The organism is Aquiflexum balticum DSM 16537, from assembly GCF_900176595.1.
Classification (GTDB): Bacteria; Bacteroidota; Bacteroidia; order Cytophagales; family Cyclobacteriaceae; genus Aquiflexum; species Aquiflexum balticum.
The window spans coordinates 2,495,541-2,513,364 of record NZ_LT838813.1 but is presented as its reverse complement, the minus strand read 5'-3'; the positions used below and the strand labels follow the sequence as shown (position 1 = coordinate 2,513,364).

Annotated in this window: 14 protein-coding genes; 3 read left to right on the top strand and 11 right to left on the bottom strand. The window is 39.3% G+C overall.

Going from position 1 to position 17,824, the window contains the following annotated elements:
• Position 1: 1 nt before the first annotated feature.
• The 10 genes from ccoG to B9A52_RS10715 all read right to left on the bottom strand — a co-directional run bounded on the left by ccoG (position 2) and on the right by B9A52_RS10715 (position 11,082).
• On the bottom strand, positions 2–1,426 hold the full coding sequence (gene ccoG, locus B9A52_RS10760; RefSeq protein WP_084120479.1) for a cytochrome c oxidase accessory protein CcoG: 1,425 nt from the start codon (positions 1,424–1,426) through the stop codon (positions 2–4).
• A 94-nt stretch (positions 1,427–1,520) separates the two neighbouring features.
• Entirely contained in the window at positions 1,521–2,450 is a 930-nt protein-coding gene (locus B9A52_RS10755; RefSeq protein ID WP_084120478.1) for a cytochrome c, read from the bottom strand.
• Positions 2,437–2,628 (bottom strand): CcoQ/FixQ family Cbb3-type cytochrome c oxidase assembly chaperone, encoded by a 192-nt coding sequence (locus B9A52_RS10750; RefSeq protein ID WP_084120477.1) that lies wholly within the window; start codon positions 2,626–2,628, stop codon positions 2,437–2,439. Before B9A52_RS10750 ends, B9A52_RS10755 begins: the two co-directional genes overlap by 14 nt.
• A 12-nt stretch (positions 2,629–2,640) precedes the next feature.
• Positions 2,641–4,773, bottom strand: coding sequence for a cytochrome-c oxidase, cbb3-type subunit I (gene ccoN / locus B9A52_RS10745; protein ID WP_084120476.1), 2,133 nt, complete (start codon positions 4,771–4,773; stop codon positions 2,641–2,643).
• Between the two features lie 2 nt (positions 4,774–4,775).
• Entirely contained in the window at positions 4,776–4,967 is a 192-nt protein-coding gene (gene ccoS, locus B9A52_RS10740) for a cbb3-type cytochrome oxidase assembly protein CcoS (protein WP_084120475.1), read from the bottom strand.
• Between the two features lie 2 nt (positions 4,968–4,969).
• Positions 4,970–7,408 (bottom strand): heavy metal translocating P-type ATPase, encoded by a 2,439-nt coding sequence (locus tag B9A52_RS10735; RefSeq protein WP_084120474.1) that lies wholly within the window; start codon positions 7,406–7,408, stop codon positions 4,970–4,972.
• A gap of 61 nt (positions 7,409–7,469) precedes the next feature.
• Positions 7,470–8,105 carry a hypothetical protein gene (locus B9A52_RS10730; RefSeq protein WP_084123467.1) on the bottom strand — a complete coding sequence of 212 codons (636 nt, stop codon included), beginning with the start codon at positions 8,103–8,105 and terminating at the stop codon, positions 7,470–7,472.
• A 383-nt stretch (positions 8,106–8,488) separates the two neighbouring features.
• On the bottom strand, positions 8,489–9,055 hold the full coding sequence (locus B9A52_RS10725; RefSeq protein WP_084120473.1) for a hypothetical protein: 567 nt from the start codon (positions 9,053–9,055) through the stop codon (positions 8,489–8,491).
• Positions 9,055–10,395, bottom strand: coding sequence for a hypothetical protein (locus tag B9A52_RS10720; protein WP_084120472.1), 1,341 nt, complete (start codon positions 10,393–10,395; stop codon positions 9,055–9,057). Before B9A52_RS10720 ends, B9A52_RS10725 begins: the two co-directional genes overlap by 1 nt.
• 243 nt (positions 10,396–10,638) lie before the next feature.
• Complete coding sequence (locus B9A52_RS10715; RefSeq protein WP_084120471.1) at positions 10,639–11,082, bottom strand: hypothetical protein; 444 nt, start codon at positions 11,080–11,082, stop codon at positions 10,639–10,641.
• Between the two features lie 237 nt (positions 11,083–11,319).
• Here B9A52_RS10715 and B9A52_RS10710 point away from each other — a divergent pair, with 237 nt between their 5' ends.
• The 3 genes from B9A52_RS10710 to B9A52_RS10700 all read left to right on the top strand — a co-directional run bounded on the left by B9A52_RS10710 (position 11,320) and on the right by B9A52_RS10700 (position 14,175).
• The gene (locus B9A52_RS10710; RefSeq protein ID WP_084120470.1) at positions 11,320–12,570 is read left to right on the top strand and encodes an aminotransferase class I/II-fold pyridoxal phosphate-dependent enzyme; all 1,251 of its coding nucleotides are present in this window, start codon (positions 11,320–11,322) and stop codon (positions 12,568–12,570) included.
• Between the two features lie 30 nt (positions 12,571–12,600).
• A complete protein-coding gene (locus B9A52_RS10705) occupies positions 12,601–13,221 on the top strand; it encodes a TetR/AcrR family transcriptional regulator (protein WP_084120469.1) in 621 nt (206 codons plus the stop codon).
• Positions 13,222–13,500: 279 nt separating this feature from the next.
• Positions 13,501–14,175 carry a 3-keto-disaccharide hydrolase gene (locus B9A52_RS10700; protein WP_084120468.1) on the top strand — a complete coding sequence of 225 codons (675 nt, stop codon included), beginning with the start codon at positions 13,501–13,503 and terminating at the stop codon, positions 14,173–14,175.
• 83 nt (positions 14,176–14,258) lie between these two features.
• Here B9A52_RS10700 and B9A52_RS10695 read toward each other — a convergent pair whose 3' ends face one another.
• Positions 14,259–17,735: a hypothetical protein gene (locus B9A52_RS10695; protein ID WP_084123466.1), complete on the bottom strand. Its 3,477-nt coding sequence runs from the start codon at positions 17,733–17,735 to the stop codon at positions 14,259–14,261.
• Positions 17,736–17,824: the final 89 nt, after the last annotated feature.

The following is a 17,824-nucleotide window of genomic DNA, read 5'->3' as shown; positions in this document are numbered from 1 at the left end:
TTTAACTTCCTCCCTTATACACCGGCCCCATAAAGCTGGTTTTGATTTTATCAATCTCTTCTCCGTTTTGGAGCAGGACCAATTTGATTTTTTCTTGGGGTATCTTTACATCTTCGTTGTTTTTTACGATAAAGAACCTCCCTTCAAATTTTGCCTGACCTTCCAATGTCCAATTTTGATCCCCGACTACCTCTACTCTAAAATCCGGATCCTCAGCTTTCAATTCCACAGTCTGTGGCTCAAAGGTTTTATTGATAAAGGTCACTTCATACAAGTTACTGATTTCTCCTGTATCACGGGCTTGATAGGTCATTCCCCTGAATCTGGTTACTGTTGCACCCAAATCATCCCTTGTCGCAATCAAGGTCACAAATGCGCCCATTAAAACAACCAACATCAAGGAATACACCTTTACCCGCGGAGTAATCAACTTTTGGGTTCTTTTTTCAATACTGTTATCAGATGCATAACGAATAAGTCCCAAAGGCCTATCTACTTTTTCCATAACCTCATCGCAAGCATCTATACAGGCAGTACAATTGACACATTCCATTTGTACTCCGTTGCGGATATCAATTCCTGTCGGACAGACCTGAACACACAGTCCACAATCAATGCAATCCCCCTTGGGGCTTTCTTCAATTTTGTTTTTTCTTATTGGAGCCCTAGGTTCGCCTCTGACATGGTCATAGGTAACATTGATGGAATTGGCATCCAACAAAACTCCTTGGAGTCTTCCATAGGGACAAACCACAATACAGGCCTGCTCCCTAAACCAAGAAAAGACAAAAAGAAAGATTCCAGCAAAAGCCATCAATCCTATAAAGCCTGCCATGTGTTCAGATGGTGGCTGACTGACGATTTCCTTTACCTGGTCTACGCCTATCAAATAAGCCATGACCAAATGGGCTATTGCAAGAGAAATAATAACAAATAGGGTCATTTTAAAACTCTTTTTCCAGATTTTCTCCCTGTTCCATTCCATGTCATTTAGCCTGCGCTGCTGATTGGCATCTCCTTCTATCCAATACTCTATCTTGCGAAATACCATTTCCAGAAAAAGTGTTTGGGGACAGGCCCAACCACAGAATATCCTCCCAAAAACCGCCGTAAACAGAATAATGAATACAAATAGAATCAAAAGGAGAAAAATCAATAAGTGGGTATCCTGAGGCCAAAATGCTGCACCAAAAATGATGAATTTCCTTTCAAATATATTGAAAAGCATGTAAGGTCTCCCACCTACTTGGATAAATGGGCCTGCAAATAAAATGGCCAACAAAACCCAGGAAAGATAAGTCCTCCACCGGTAAAACTTACCTGATACTTTTTTTGGGTAAATCCAGTTTCGTTTACCATCACCTTTTACAGTACCAAGTGCGTCACGGAATACATCAGGATTTTGGTTAGGATTGACTTTACTCATGGTACTTTAAGAAATAGTGTATTAAAACTTATGTTTTGCATTTTGTAAAACAATATCCGATAGAAAATTTCCATCGGATATTGATATAATTGTGCTATTTAACTTCTGCAACGATGGTCGCCTCTTCAATAACTTCTTCTTCTATTGGTTGCTCAGGGTCAAGTTTTTCACCTTGAGGTGCTTTAGGATTTGCAGGTGTGGTTCCCACCAAGGTTTTGATATAACTGGAAACTTGCTGCATTTCTTCAGGGCTTAATTGGTCAGCCCAAGGGATCATTCCTTTTTCAGGAACACCATATTTGGTAACCCTGAAAATATCCTGAATGGAACCACCATGGATCCAATATTCATCAGTAAGATTGGGCCCTACACCTCCTCCACCATCAGAGGCATGACAAGCAACACAGTTGGCACTGAAAATCTGCTGCCCAGCAGAAAGTGCCGAAGCAGATTCATCAAATACAACAGAATTTTCATCAATGCTACTGACTGCCGTTGCTTGGTATTGTTCAATTTTGATTGCAGCTAATCTCTGCTCTTCCGCATATTCTTCCAATTGGGTTTTTCCCAATCCCAGAACAGAATAATAAGTGAAATAAACTACAGCAAAGGCAATGGTGAGGTAAAATACATTTACCAGCCAAGGTGGCATATGATTGTCCAATTCCACTATGCCATCATAATTGTGGTCAAGCATTAATTGTTTTTCTTCTTTGCCACCAACCGGTTTCATTTTACCTGTGATGTATTTCAATTTAAATTCATCCCACCAAGATGGCTCATTGGCCAATTCAGGATTCTCTTTTTTGAAAACCGCCACCATGAAAGACATGAGGTAAATCATCAAAATCAACAGCAAGACAATGACTCCAAGCACCACAGCCAAAATGATCAATAAAGTCAATTGACTGCTTTCCATTTGCTGCATTTGGGAAACCCATGACACTTCACTGGTCTGGGCCATTGCCGGCAGAGTGCTGAAAATCCCCGCCAACAAGATCAATATGGATTTAAACTTTTTCATAGCCGCTGTTCTTTGGTGATTCATCATCGAAAGGCATTTCTTTCATATGATCTATATACTTTTTGTCAACTCTGATTACCCATATGAACATCCCAACAAAGAAGATCACAAAGATCAGTAAGGATATGATGGGATAGATTTCAATGTTCTCTATGGAACTTAAGATGTCTTTTTTCATAACACTGGAAGTTTAAGGATTGGAAGCTGTCGTTTTCTTAATGTCTGTACCCAATCGCTGTAGATAAGCAATCAGTGCCACAATTTCAGATTCTGGCAATACTTCTACCCCTGTAGCCTGAAGACTTTTTACAATCTGATCTGCTTGTACCATCAAATCCGCATTGGCTTGCTGGTCATAACCTTCTGGATAAGGAACTCCCAGTTTCTGAAGGGTCCTGATTTTGGCCGGCACATCGCTATGGTCCATGATATTGGTAGACATCCAGGGATATGGAGGCATCAAAGAACCCGGCGACATACTGGTTGGGTCTACCATATGGTGGTAGTGCCAGCTATCGGGATATTTCCCACCTACCCTATGTAAATCAGGTCCTGTTCTTTTAGAGCCCCAAAGGAAAGGTCTGTCATACACAAATTCCCCGGCTTTGGAATATTCTCCATATCTCTCAGTTTCAGACCTAAAAGGTCTGATCATCTGAGAATGACAGCCCACACAACCATGGGATATATACAGATCTCTTCCCTGTAATTCCAGAGGAGTATAAGGGGTCACACTTGAAATGGTAGGTACATTGGATTTCACCAAAATAGTCGGGATAATCTCTATTGCCCCACCGATCAGAATAGCTATGGTAGCCAATACGGTAAAGAAAATTGGCTTTCTTTCCCAAGCCCTGTGCCAGAACTCCCCTTCATAAGGTACATGTGGCTTCAGGGCAGGCGCTTCATCAGCCTCGTAGGCCACAAACTTACCTTGCTTAGCCGTTTTAACCATATTATATACCATCAAGATCGCCCCTGCCAGATACAATAGGCCACCGAAAGCTCTCAACATATACATGGGAACAATCTGAACTACGGTCTCCAAGAAGTTTGGATAAGCCAATCTTCCTGCTTCTGTAAACTCTTTCCACATCAAAGACTGAGTCAATGCTGCAACATACATCGGCAGAGCATAGAAAATGATACCTAAAGTACCCATCCAGAAGTGAGTGGTAGCCAATTTGGTGGAATACAAATCTGTTTTCCACATTTTAGGCCATAACCAATATAGCATAGCGAAAGTGAAGAAGCCGTTCCATCCAAGGCCTCCGATATGCACGTGTGCAACTATCCAATCGGTGTAGTGTGCAATGGCATTTACATTTTTCAAAGAAAGCATTGGCCCTTCGAAAGTGGACATACCATAGGCAGTAACCGCTACCACCATAAATTTCAAAACCGGATCGACACGGACTTTGTCCCAAGCACCCCTAAGGGTCAAAAGACCATTGACCATCCCGCCCCATGATGGTGCGATCAACATGACCGAAAACACAACCCCTAAGATTTGTGCCCATTCTGGTAATGCCGTATACAACAAATGATGTGGTCCTGCCCAGATATATAAGAAAATCAAGGACCAAAAGTGGATAATAGACAGCTTGTAGGAATAAACCGGTCTATTGGCAGCTTTGGGAAGGTAGTAATACATCAATCCCAAAAATGGCGTTGTCAGAAAAAACGCCACGGCATTATGTCCGTACCACCATTGTACCAACGCATCCTGTACTCCGGCATAAGCGGAATAACTTTTGAAGAAGGAAACAGGAAGTGCAAGTGAGTTGAAAATATGAAGGACCGCTACCGTAACAAATGAGGCCAAATAAAACCAAATAGCCACATACAGGTGCTTTTCCCTTCTTTTGATCAGTGCACCGATCATATTGGCACCGAAAGCCACCCATACTACAGCAATCAAAATATCGATAGGCCATTCCAACTCTGCGTATTCTTTGGAAGTTGTCAATCCCAAAGGAAGGCTAATGGCCGCCAATAAAATGATTGTCTGCCAACCCCAAAAATGAAACCAGCTAAGCGCTTTGTTCCACATGGGAGTTTTCAGTAATCTGGGCATTGAATAATAAATACCAGCAAAAATCGCATTACCTACAAAGGCGAAGATCACTGCATTGGTATGTAGCGGTCTGATTCTGCCGAAAGTAGTGTATGGATTTCCGAGGTTGGCTTCGGGTAGAAAGAGCTGGGTAGCTGCAATCACCCCCACCAGCATTCCGACAAGGCCCCAAGCAATGGTGGCGACCCCGAAGTACTTTACGATCTTATTGTCGTAACTGAACTGTTCCAGTGTTGTTCCTGACATACTCATTTAGATTTAGTTGATGGTACTTTATTGATTTGTTTGGTTTTTTGTTTTGTTTCATTCTCAAATAATATTCGGATTGCAGGGGTTTGGTTGTCTTCAAACTGTCCGCTTTTCATTGCCTGGAAAAACAGGAAAAGGAAGGACCCCGCGAGTAATAAACTGATTGCAATAAGTATAAATATTACTTCCATAATTAGAATATTTTATTTTTAAGGCCTTTTTTAAATGCCATGTAATTGGTTGCCAAAGTAGTAAAGACTACAACAGAAATACTGCTTACAGGCATCAAAATCGCACAGAAAACAGGACTTACCAACCCTTGAACGGCGAAAAAGACGCCTATTGAATTATAGGTAAAACTAAGTACAAAACTTGCTTTGATGATATTTCTACTGGTTTTGGAAAACTTCAGAAAATCCGGAAGCTTCCCGATCATGGAAGCATCCATAATGGCATCGGATGCAGGCGAAAAATTGGTTATTTTATCCGTCAAGGCAATCCCTACCTGAGATTCTCTCAGAGCCCCGGCGTCATTTAAGCCGTCCCCTATCATAAGGGTATTGGCTCCATGTTCATTAAGCCTTTTGATATATTTCAGTTTGTCGCTTGGACCCTGATTGAAATTCATCAATACTTTATTTCCAAATACCTTCTTGAGATTAGTCCGCTCATGATCTTGATCTCCTGAAAGGAAATGCACCTCTTTTTCCGCCTCTATATCAGCAATAACTTTCTCAATTCCCTGCCGAAGTCCGCTTTGGACAAAGAAGTAACCTAAAATTGTATCCTGAATGGAGAAGAAAACTATATTTCCTCCATCTGGCAAATCATTCCTATCAGCACCTACAAATTCTGCCGAACCGAGTTTAATCACCTGGGTTTTGTAGGTTGTTTTTAAGCCTTTGCCCATAACTTCCTCTACCTCACCGATGACAAGGGCTTTGGTACCTTCCAGCCAGGCATTTATCCTATTGCTCAGGGCATGATTGGATTGGTTGACCATGGCTTTTATCAGAGATTGGGTTTCTGGTGACAGGGTTTCACCAAAATATTTCACAGAAGCCCTAGCAGGTGCTGTCAAAGTTCCTGTTTTGTCAAAAACCACCGTATCTATTTTGGCCATTCTTTCGATGACATGGGAATTTTTGAGATACAATTTCCCCTGACCGAATACCCTAAGCGTATTACCTAAAGTAAATGGTGTTGACATGGCTAAAGCACAGGGACAGGTAATGATCAATACTGAGGTAAATGCCAACACGCCCAAAGAAATCTGTCCTGAAGCGGACCAAAATACCAAAGCTGAAATTGCAATCAATAAAACTGTAATGGTAAACTTCCCTGAAATTTTATTGGCAAGTGACTCCAGTGTAGAGACTTTTTCTTTTTCAAAAGACTCATTGTTCCATAAATCAGTCAGGTATCCCTGGGAGGGGGATTTTTGTACTGTCAATGTCAGCGCTTTTCCTTTTTGTCTACCTCCCGCATAGATAAGCTCTCCCTTTTTCTTTGACAGCGGAACTTCCTCTCCGGTCACAAAGCTATAATCTATATAAGCTTCCCCGTCCAGGAGAATGCTGTCTGCCGGTATCAATTCTTCATTCCGGACTTTGATGATATCTCCTACATGAAGTTTGATCAAAGGAATTACCTCTTCTTGTTCGCGAATAAGCCTGGTGACCGCTACAGGAAAGTAAGACTTATAGTCTCTGTCAAAAGAAAGTGTATCGTAGGTTTTCTGTTGATAATATTTTCCTATCAATAGAAAAAAGATAAGACCCCCCAAGGTATCCATGTATCCCTCATTCTCTAAATAAAATATATCGAAAAGTGAATAAGTGAATAAAGTAATAATCCCAATAGCAATAGGGACATCCATATTGACTCCTTTATTGCGAACTGCAATCCAGGCTGATTTCAAATAATCAGTTGCAGAATAGAAAAAGACAGGAAGCGCAAGTAAAACATTCAGGTAGTTAAATGTCTTTTTAAATCCTTCACCCAACAATTCGGCCTCAGCAAAATATTCGGGCAAACTGAAAAGCATCATGTTTCCAAAACAAAAACCTGCAACTGCTAATTTGTAAATGAGTTTCTTATCTGAAAAAGAAACTGATTTCCTATCAACGTCAGCCAAATTAATGGTGGGTTCATAACCGATCTTTGAAAGTAAGCTTACAACCTCTCTCAGGCTGACCTTTTCGCGAAGGAATTTGACCTGGACTTTTTTCTTGACAAAATCCACCCTACCAGATATGATGCCCTGATTTAATTTATGGAGATTTTCCAATAACCAAATACAGGACGCACAATGAATCAGTGGAATGGAAAAGGTAATATGGATTTCCTCCTTGTTCTGAAAATCAACTAGCTTGTTGATGATATCCTCATCATTGAGATAATCAAACCTGTTTTCTCTGCCCGATACAGCCTTTTGGCTTAGGCCGGGTTTATCTGCAATATCATAGTAGGTACATAGGTCGTTTTCATTGAGCACTTCATACACCAACTTACACCCTGTACAGCAGAAATCCTTTTCATCAAAATGCAGGATTGTTTCTTTACAATCTTCCCCGCAATGAAAACAGGTGGATTTGGTGTGTTGATTAATTATTTTGTCAGGCTCAATCATCGGAACAATTTATATTACTAATCTAGTTAAAAGGAAAATAAAAATCACGTTTTGACTCAATTTATACTGACATATAAAAAGATAAGCGATCGTACCACATACCGCCTTTATAAAAATGGAACAAAACTTTGGCTAAAGCAGACTGGTAGTTTTTGGTAGTGACCAATAGGGTACACTTGTGTTTCACTGCATAAGACCAAAAGTCACCGATCCGTGTAAAATTGAATTTGATAAATGAGGTTTCTGAAGTAGCATGAGTGACTAGCTGAACCAATTCCTGCTCTTCACGGAGTTTTGATTTTGGAATAAAGCATGGTGAAATAATGGTTGATTTGCTGTTTTTGATGTTTTCAGCAAACAAGTCGATAAATTTCCTGATTAATTGCGCAGAATTGGGTGTACCGTCATAATGGAAGAGTATATTTTCAGTTGAAAATTCTTTGTCAAAAAGTAAAACAGGCACTTCGCATGGTTCGTTTTCCAATGCTTTTGGATTGTCAAGACCATGTAGCCAATCCAATACTTCGGGTAAATGAGCAGTATACAATGTGGGTTCACGATGGCTGTTGCACATCAATCCATTTCCACCTTTGGCAAGTTGGACAGCAAAGCCCGGAGGTAACTTTTCACAGAAGTGAGTAGTGATAATTTTAGGAGGCACCTCGAAGTTTACCAAACTTTCTGTTTTATGCTGCATAGCTTCGATCATTTCCTACAAAGCTAATTAGGCAGTATATTTTCTAAAGTGACATTAAAAAGGTACAAACATGACATTTGTCATGTTTTGTTTTTATATCTCTGTAGATGGTCATCTCGAGTCTCCAACATTTTGTAAATGTTCAGAATGGGGTATGACATTAAGGCAGGCGTCATTCCGAGGCACGAGGAATCTCTAGAGGTACAATTAGGCGGTTGAATTACTGGAAAAGTATTTAACCCCCATTATTCAAAGTCATCCTTTTCCTGAACCTCTTGAGACTCTTCTCTACGTTCAGAGTGACGCTCCGAAATTCTGTCATTAGTACCCTAATGAAGATAGGATGCAAAAAAATAAGGCCTGCGTCTCCGCAGGCCTCTTGATTAAAACTGCCAGGCAAGCCCTACAGTATTGAGCCGGAAGATCCCGTTCCATTCATGGGACATATTGAACTCAAGGGGATAGCTTACGGGAATCTGGTAACCTAATCTTAAGCCCCATACGTTTGCATTCAGACGATTAGTGGTCCAAGAGTCGAATTTGCCGGTTACTGGGTTTTGGGATGTTGGCATTACCCTTTCGCTGCCAAATCCAAACCAACGACCTCTTACCTGTATAGAGAATTTTTGCGATTCGATCTGAAAGGGTCTCTTTAAGGCAAGCCCCCACCAAAATGCCTCTTGGTACCAGCCTGTCTCACAGGGAGCGCAGCCCTGCAACTTATCAAAGCCTATTGATGCCATGCCGCTCAGTCCGATTTTTTTGACCAAGGGATGCTCATATTCTCCGTACAGCCCGATAGTATTGCTCGTGGTAGCCCAAGACGCTTTACTTTTTACAGAAGTATAGGCTGCACCAACATTGAAGCCCTTTCTCAACAGACCTTTTTCTTGGGCTGTAACAGCCATCGACAAGGTCAAAAACAACACTATAAAATATATCTTTTTCATTACCATCTTGTTAGTCTTGGTTCCAAAGTAAACTCACATCTCCCATCTGAACTTTGCATTTGCCATACAGCATTTCCGTTCCTGATAACATTCGTTGGAGGTACAGCTACAGTATGTGCCCCATTGATTTCCTGACATCTGTACCAAGTGTTACTTCCATATGTTTTAGTATCTGCCCAAGTCACTTCTTGGCTTGATGAAACTGTAATTCCCGTCGTAGGGTTAATAGCAGAAGAAGAATAAGTTTTTTCAGTTAGAATATTTTTTTTCTGGTGAGCTACTATAATCTGAATGGAATAGTTTGTGATATCCCAATGAGTAAGCAATGGGGGTACCCAATTTGCCTTCCAAGCGAAATCTCCCCGATCAATTTTTTTATTTCTGAATATTTGATTCACGTTAAAACCAAGTTCTGGAACTCCACTAACAGTATTATATGCACTATAAGCAACCCATATGGAAATAAAGTTACCATTTGGCCAACTTCTGGTATTGTCTCTGATCCTGAAATCCGGCATTTGGTATCGGACAAGATCGCCTGGCAAAATATCCTCACATTTTACCCCTTCGTTTAGGGGAACGACATTTGAGTAGGACAAACTCTCAAGAAACAGGGGTTTTGAATTATTTCCAATGTTATAAAGATCCTCGTCAAAGGCTCCAAATACGATTGTAGGGTTCTTCATGGCGTATTCGTCACCAACCATAAATATTTCTAACACACCATTTTGCGTTGCTTCAAGGACATTGTTAAGTATATCTTTATTTTTGTCCAGTTTAATTTTGAAAGCGGGTGTTTCTCCTGGCCAATTAGGATCTAGGGCAAGTCCCTCATCTTCCATTTCTTGTGTCCACCAGGAAATTGTCAGTTCATCAATTTCATCTGCTTCAAAATTTCTTGCCAAATAAGGCGCTATGACCTCTATCTCGTTAGTGTTAATAAATGAAATCATTTCATCTAAATTATATTCTTCATCACTATTCATCCTTAAATTATGAGAATTTTGAACAATTGATGAAACAATAGCAGACTTCTTTCTAGCTACTTTGGAGGATTGTTCTTCGAATAAGCGCTTCAAACTATATCCCACAACTCCCTCATTTCCTTCCAGTTTTGCAAAACCAAAGAGTTCTGAGATGGCTTCTTTATCTTTTAGAGCATTCCCAAATATTGCACCCAATTTAATTAGATTTGCTTCAATTTCGACACTACTAATCTCTTTAAGTGGATCAGATAAATTTGCTTCTTTAGTGATTTCTGGCTCCGAGATATCTTGACAAGATACTAAGCCAAACCATCCCAAAAACAGAATGGATAGATAAGTAATTGTTTTTTTCATTTTGATAAAATTAGTTTTGACTTATTTTCATGCAAAATTAATCAGCTTTATTTAATTAACAAATTTTAATTAATTTTAATTAATTTTAAATGAATAAAAATATCTTACCTTGATACTGCTTACTAACAAATGCACGTCATTATTCTTTGAAAATCAAAACGAAAAAATATCCTAACATATATCCTTTTAAATTTTTGAAAATAGAAGCCTTTAGGGACAATAAAATTTCAGAAAATGTGTGAATCAATTGAGTCTGTATATATAACTTCTGCCCAGCTTTTTCCCTTGGATCAGGTGATTGGTCACTAAAAATGAAAGTCTGACACTTAGGCTCCTCTCCAACTTGTTTTTGTCCAGATCAGGTTCCATGGTACAGATCAGATCACAAATCTGCTTTTTAGAAGCCTCTCCCTGTTTTGTTAGGGCATAGGCTACTTTATTATCCAGTTTTTCATCCGGGTTGTACTCATCCATTGGAGACAATACTTTGCCTTGTAATGTTGATATTCCGTTTATATTCCGAATCATGGGGGAATTCATTCGGTCATGTGACCCAAAATCCTCTAGAAGTTGATGATCCATAGCTTGGATGGCCAGGTCTATTTTGTTCAGTTCACCTAGTAGTTCTACCCTTCTTTTTCTCAAATATTCTAAAATCTTTTTTTCTGTAATGTCACCCTCATCCATCTTGTCATACTTTATCTAAATACCTAATTACAACAGTCACCAGGTTTTGAATCATGTTTTCCTAAAATTAAAATAAATAAATCAATTATTTCCTATTTTATTATTTAATTAATATTAATCAAATTTATGAATAATTTTGATTAAATTAATATATTTTTGCAGAAAAATACAAAGATCTTTCTGGAAATTATTTCCCTTTAGAAATGTCTCACTAAATAATTGCCGAAATTACTGAAGATGAAAAATTTTGAGAATGCAAGTTTTAAGGATTTTGAAAATGTCCCAGAAATGGATATGTATCAAAGAGCTAAGTTGTTTGACAAATATCTGGATTATCTTTTGGACAATAATCACCTTAATTATCGATTGGAAACATCGACAGGATGTGGCCCTGAATTAAAGATAAGAATTCCCGGAAAATCAGGGTTTCAAGATGTGTATGGTTTTGTTTCCAATGATTATTTGGGATTTACCCAGCATCCAAAGATTAAGAAATCCATTATTTCAGCTATCGAAAAATATGGTTGTGGTTCGGCAGCGTCTCCCGCAATTGGTGGACACTTTGTTTACCATCAACTCTTGGAAGACAAAGTTGCCAAGTTCTTCAACAAAAATGCCGCTATCATTTACAATACAGGGTACACCGCCAACAGTGCAACTTTTCAGTGTCTCCTGCAAAAAGAGGATCTCGCCATCTTGGATATGGCGGTTCACGCCAGTATTTATGAAGGATGTCAACTGACCAATGTCAAAACGTTTCTTCACAATAATTTAGAGATGCTTGAGCGGGTGCTCAAAAATTCCATGGGCAAATTCCGAACAAGGATGGTTATTGTTGATGGAGTCTATTCACAGGATGGAGATGTAGCACCACTTAAGGAAATTTTAAAGCTGACGAAACAATATAATGCGTATTTGGCAGTGGATGATGCCCATGGAATCGGAGTATTGGGGGAAAATGGAAAGGGGGCTATTGAATACTTTGATGTTTTTGACGAAATAGATATTATCATAGGTACCTTTAGCAAAGCTTTAGGAAATCTTGGGGGTTTTGTATTGGGAAGCCCCGAACTGATCCGTTTTCTAAAATACCAATCGAAGCAGCATTTGTTTTCCACTACCTCCACACCGTCAATACTTGGAACCGTGAGGGCACTTGAACTAATCGATGAAGAACCGGAGTGGCGATCCAAGTTATGGAACAATATCAACTATTTTAAAAATGGGTTGAATAGTATGGGTTTGACTGTTGGAAACACTTGTTCTGCTGTTGTGCCTGTGAAAATCGGTAATATTCAGAAAACATTGGAAGCTGGTAAATTATTGCTAAATAATGGTATCTATGCAAATCCGATTATGTACCCCGCTGTATCCAAAAAAGATGCAAGAATACGTTTCAATATTATGGCCACTCATGAATTTCACCACATAGACAAAGTATTAAATACATGGGACACTATTAAAAAGAAAATATTTTTGTTAAATTGACTAGACTTTGAACTAAATCAATGCGTGTATATGGATAATAAAAAGATAGATGCCAGAAACAGACTGTTGGATGCTGTGGGGGAAATCTTGGCAAAAGAGGGACATAAGGGTCTTCGAATAACAACTATCTGTAAAAAGGCAGGTGTTGATAAAAGTTTGGTTTACACCATTTTCGGATCCTTGGAAAACCTGATAGAAACCTATATTGTAAGTAACGACTATTGGGCGGATAAGGCAAAAAAAGTCCATGATGTCCTGCCAATCGATCAGACGGTAGGATTGAAAGATCTTATCCAGTTTTTTCTGGAAAAACAGTTTACAAATGTCTTTCAGGATCAGACATTACAAAAAACTATGTTGTGGAGTATTTCTGAAAGCAATCCGCTGATGCAGAGAATCGTCAGTGCCCGCGAAGGGGTGGGTGAAGGCCTATTCATTGATTCTGAACATTATTTCGGGGAAAATAACGAGTATTTCAGAGCATTCTCTGCCGTAAATGTAGCTGCATTATATTACTTGGCTTTACATGCTGCCGCAGGAAACGGTACTTTTTGCGGGATTGACCTGAACACAAAACAGGGAAAGGAAAGCATTCTCCAAGCGGTCGCCGAAATCAACACCTATTTTTTTGAAAAATATGGAAAAAAGTAAAACCGGGACAGTTTTATATTGGATAATAAAATAAGTCCATTTAAATCCATAAAACAAAGACTCATTATTTGATTTTATCCTGATCCAGAAAGATTTGGAGTACATCTAAAATCACTATTTCCCCATTCTTTACCTGATAACCAATCCGAAAACTCCACCGGAAAATTCTTCACCTACCTCCTTTATTAGTCCACAATCCTTTTCAATTTATTCTTGTGTTGGGAAACCATATCAAATAATGGTAATTTCAATCAAATAAATCCTTCAAACAACGCTGCCATGAAAGCATTAATATGTATTCTATTTTTAAATCTATGTTTGTTCCATTCTCCTGTCATCGCCCAATCTGTTTCCCTCTTCAATGGAAAAAACCTGGAGGGCTGGTATATGGATGTTCCCGATCTGGAAAAAGACAGCAGTTTACGGATTCCCTTTATTGTCAGAAACGGGATGTTGGTGAGTTTGGGAACTCCCCAAGGTCATCTTATTACACACAAGGAATATGAAAACTATAGACTTGAGGTAGAATACCGCTTTCCAGGTAAACCTGGGAACTGTGGCGTTTTGGTCCATGCTTCTACGCCCAGGACTTTATACAATATGTTTCCAAAATCGATAGAGGTTCAGATGATGCATGAAAACGCAGGTGATTTTTGGTGTATAGGGGAAGATATCCAAGTGCTGGACATGGAAGCAAGGAGGGGTCCAAAAGATAATTGGGGAGTCATCGAGGGAAAAGGCAGAAGAATTCTCAACCTGACTGATGGTTCAGAAAATCCCTTGGGGGAATGGAATCAAATGATCATTGAATGTAAAAGGGATGAAATCAAAGTCTGGGTAAACGGAGGTCTGGTCAATCATGGATTTTGTGCCACTGCTTCAAAAGGAAAGATTGCTATTCAGGCTGAAGGGGCAGAAGTGGAGTTTAGGAGGTTAGCGATTTCTTCTTTGTAAGAATAAAAATCATTTGATTGATAAGAGAATCGATGCACTCCCAATTACTAGATGCGTAGGGTAAATTCAATGCTTCCTGAAAATCAAAATAGCGCCGTCACCTGCATCCTGCCTATATGCACCAATCTTCCCAACCCTTCAGAGTTTCGGCCTTCATAGACCATATTCATCTGCAGACCCTCACCGATTTTCTGAAGCCAATTCAGTGACCAGGTTAGATTGTTTCCCGGGGTGAGGGCCTGTAGCATTTCGTAGCCTGTAGGGGTGTTGGGTTGTCCATTATAGTCTATGAAGATATATTTAAAGTTGGCATTGATAGTGGTTTTGATCGCTTTGGCAAATCGGAAATCCAAGCCTACTTGATGCAAACTGGATACTTCATTGAATTCTTGATTGGCAATATTTTCTTTGTGGGTAAATTGATACAAAAGTGTCGAGCGGAATAGACTGCTTGGTTGGTACGCGAGTTCAGGACCTACACCATATTGCTCAATGAAATAATTGGTATTGTCCAAAAAATCTGAAGCGGATATCCGGTTACCTTTGATTCCATTTACTTTTAAATTGACCATTGGACTGAAATTGTACCGGGTATTCAACCTCCAATCCCGCTGCAATAAATCAGTAAATCCACCGGAAAGTAATTGTTTGTTTTGGCTGTCAAAAAGTGAGAGATCAAAACCGTACACAGCCGATGATCTGTTAAAGAAAAATGATGTTCTGATGACTTGTCTTACTGAAATCAATTCTTCATCACTGAATCCCCCAACAAATGGATTGATCCTATCCCAGAAATTGTCTGAAGTGATTTTCTTTTCTATACTCAAACTTGTGGTATTGGAGAATTTCTGCAAAAACTTTTTTACCCCCTTTTCCCTTCTCCAATCATCCGGAAATTTTGCATTCAGCCGATAGTTGAAAATAGTCGTGTAGGCAATGACAAAGTCCGTAGTAGGAACAAACAATTTTATAAAATTCTTTTCATCGGGATTAATAGCAATATAAAATTCGTTCAGTTGCTGTATGCCATCACCATTGTCATCCCTCCAAGCATGGGTTCCTTCTCCTGTGGGTACCGGTAAAAAGACAAATTCACGTTTGAATTCCCTGCCATTGCCCAAGGCATAACTCAATTCATTCCGGAGATTACCATTCCAAAGTGTGCCCAAGTAATCCACTTTGCTCAGAACGGTCGTTTCAGCCGCCTGTGTCGCCCTTAGGAATTCCAGTTTTCTGTAGGTAAAAGTACCTGTGAGATCATGTCCTTTAAATCTTCGCTTCAAACCAAACATGGTCTGAAATGCTTCGGTGTCCGGGGATAATTCACCATTTACAGGAAATTTATCTTCCCTCACCGAAGCATTGGCAAAAAAGGAATAAGGAAGGGTATCATTACTTTCAACAAAAAAGAAATGTTCCAGAAAATTCATGGCCGTACTGACTACCGAATCCTTCTCCAAATTCCGGATTGCATTTCGGTCCAAAATCAATCTATAACCCGGTACTAATATTTTTGATTGATATCGCAAATCACCCGTATATCTAAGCCATGATGAATTCAAATCCCTAACATCACTGTTCAGTAAAAAGAAGTCGTTTTTGATTTCAAATCTATTTCCCAACTCTTGGTTCCATTTTGCCATATGTTGGGTTCCGTTGAGGACATCTCCCCGGTTTCTTAAATTAAATCTATAAGTAAATAAGTTTTTTATGTCTTTAACCAATTCCACTTGAGTATTGAATATCCTTTCTTGCCCAGGTTCTTGCATATCTGCTTGGGATAAACTCCAATCCCGGTCAAATTCAATATACCGGAGACGATCTATAAAGCTGAAATAATCAGAGTTATATTCAAATTCAGTCAAAGACCTGAATTTATATCCCTTAAACCAATCTATGGATCTGTTTTCCGAAAGTATACCTGACTTGATTCCAAACCCATTATTGTCTTCATTATCCAAAGGAGAAAACAGATTCTGATCTATTTTTGAAAATGCTACTTCTGTGTAGACTTGCTCATAGGGATTTAATTTCACCCTTGAACCGGCAGTCAACATCTGTTTTTTGTTTGGTGCAGGAAGGGGGGCATTGATGGAATAATTCCCTTGTGGTTCACCATTTATCCTTTGTCTAAAAACATGGACGGGCCCATTTGCCAACTGCTGTTCCCTGACATAATCGCCGTTTCCCTGACCTACTTCATTGAATCCTACTGCAAAATGGGCAAGTTGTGGATCTGTGGAAAACTCAAAATATTCTATTGGGTTCCCTTCATTATCCAAGTCTTGAACTTTTTTGTAAAGAATTCTATTTGGGTCAAATGCCACACTATCCACCCGCGGGACAGAAGCAGCATCAAGGTCATCCCCAACAGAAGCCAGCAACTGCTTATCAGCATCTGAAAACTCAAAGAAAAGAGGCTGATTTCTATTGTCCTGTTCTCTATAAAAATTCATGTACACAGAGACATTGCCCGTCTCCTGAATATGATTAGCCGTGAGGATGGATCTTGAAAAATTTCTTTCTGCATATTCAAAATCTATCCTAATCCGAGTGTATTGTGTAATAAGGATATTTGGTGTAAAGGTGATTTCACCTTGATTATAATCTATGACATAATCATAATTGAATCCTCTCTGAAGCTGTTTTCCATCATAAAACACCCGCTCTGAATTGGCCATAATAATTACAAACCGTTCGTTTTGAGGACCCGGAATCCTATACGGACCCAATGTTCCTTCGGTCACTTCCAAAACTATAGAAGCAAATTTCCCTTTTGCGACCGAAGCTGCTGCCTGTGTGGAAGCTTTCCACTTTTCGTTCAGCTTATAGTTGGTGGTTAGTTGGGCGCCCTGCACGTTTTTATAATAGCGCAGAAATTCAGACTTTCTTTGCTGCAATACCACGTCACCAGCAGCAAGATTAAAATCATCATTATATAATTCCACCAATACATTGTCAAAATCCTGTAACTGTTGGGTATTCCCTTCGGGCTGAAAAGGAACATTCTGGTCAGAAATACTGGCTCTAATATTCAGGTTTTCAGATAGCTGACCGCTCATTTGAAGATTCAATGAAGAATTCACAAACAAATTCTGTGTATTTCCAAATGAGATTCCACGGGTCAGATTACCCGATTTGTTCAGATTGTTGCTGGGAAAAAGTTCTTCTCTGAAATCAAAAGTCGGAATGGCTTTTACCCTGTTGTCTCTGAACAAAGCCATGGAATCATAGTCTGCCATTAGTGTTCTATTGGACACTGATTGATTGAAACTATAGGGGAAAGTACGGTAACAGATAAGCAAGGAATCGACAACCGGAGGGTTGCCTACATCAATGCTTATTAATCCGGTATTAATCTGGTATGAAAAAGTATAGGTCTTATTATTCTGATCAGTCACTTGGATACTCTCTTCAATGACACTCAAAGAGTCAAGCAAGAAAAGGTCTTTGGCGGTTTCAGTTGGAATCCATTTACAAGTCTCGGATTGGGCAAAAGTGCTTATCCGAAAGCCCAAAGTCGATATCAAAACCAAGACTAAGTACCCAAACCTGAACATATTAAACCCCATATAACCTCGCTAAGGTAATATTTTAAGCAAAAAGATTGAAAAAGAAGGGATTAATAAACAAACAAACCATATTTGAC

Bases quoted from the DNA above. Each gene is read 5' to 3' on its own strand.
- ccoN (WP_084120476.1), bottom strand. From the start codon at position 4,773: ATGTCAGGAACAACACTGGAACAGTTCAGTTACGACAATAAGATCGTA.
- B9A52_RS10700 (WP_084120468.1), top strand. From the start codon at position 13,501: ATGAAAGCATTAATATGTATTCTATTTTTAAATCTATGTTTGTTCCAT.
- B9A52_RS10695 (WP_084123466.1), bottom strand. From the start codon at position 17,735: ATGTTCAGGTTTGGGTACTTAGTCTTGGTTTTGATATCGACTTTGGGC.
- ccoS (WP_084120475.1), bottom strand. From the start codon at position 4,967: ATGGAAGTAATATTTATACTTATTGCAATCAGTTTATTACTCGCGGGG.
- B9A52_RS10720 (WP_084120472.1), bottom strand. From the start codon at position 10,395: ATGAAAAAAACAATTACTTATCTATCCATTCTGTTTTTGGGATGGTTT.
- B9A52_RS10735 (WP_084120474.1), bottom strand. From the start codon at position 7,408: ATGATTGAGCCTGACAAAATAATTAATCAACACACCAAATCCACCTGT.
- B9A52_RS10710 (WP_084120470.1), top strand. From the start codon at position 11,320: ATGAAAAATTTTGAGAATGCAAGTTTTAAGGATTTTGAAAATGTCCCA.
- B9A52_RS10705 (WP_084120469.1), top strand. From the start codon at position 12,601: ATGGATAATAAAAAGATAGATGCCAGAAACAGACTGTTGGATGCTGTG.
- B9A52_RS10725 (WP_084120473.1), bottom strand. From the start codon at position 9,055: ATGAAAAAGATATATTTTATAGTGTTGTTTTTGACCTTGTCGATGGCT.
- B9A52_RS10755 (WP_084120478.1), bottom strand. From the start codon at position 2,450: ATGAAAAAGTTTAAATCCATATTGATCTTGTTGGCGGGGATTTTCAGC.
- ccoG (WP_084120479.1), bottom strand. From the start codon at position 1,426: ATGAGTAAAGTCAATCCTAACCAAAATCCTGATGTATTCCGTGACGCA.
- B9A52_RS10730 (WP_084123467.1), bottom strand. From the start codon at position 8,105: ATGCAGCATAAAACAGAAAGTTTGGTAAACTTCGAGGTGCCTCCTAAA.
- B9A52_RS10750 (WP_084120477.1), bottom strand. From the start codon at position 2,628: ATGAAAAAAGACATCTTAAGTTCCATAGAGAACATTGAAATCTATCCC.
- B9A52_RS10715 (WP_084120471.1), bottom strand. From the start codon at position 11,082: ATGGATGAGGGTGACATTACAGAAAAAAAGATTTTAGAATATTTGAGA.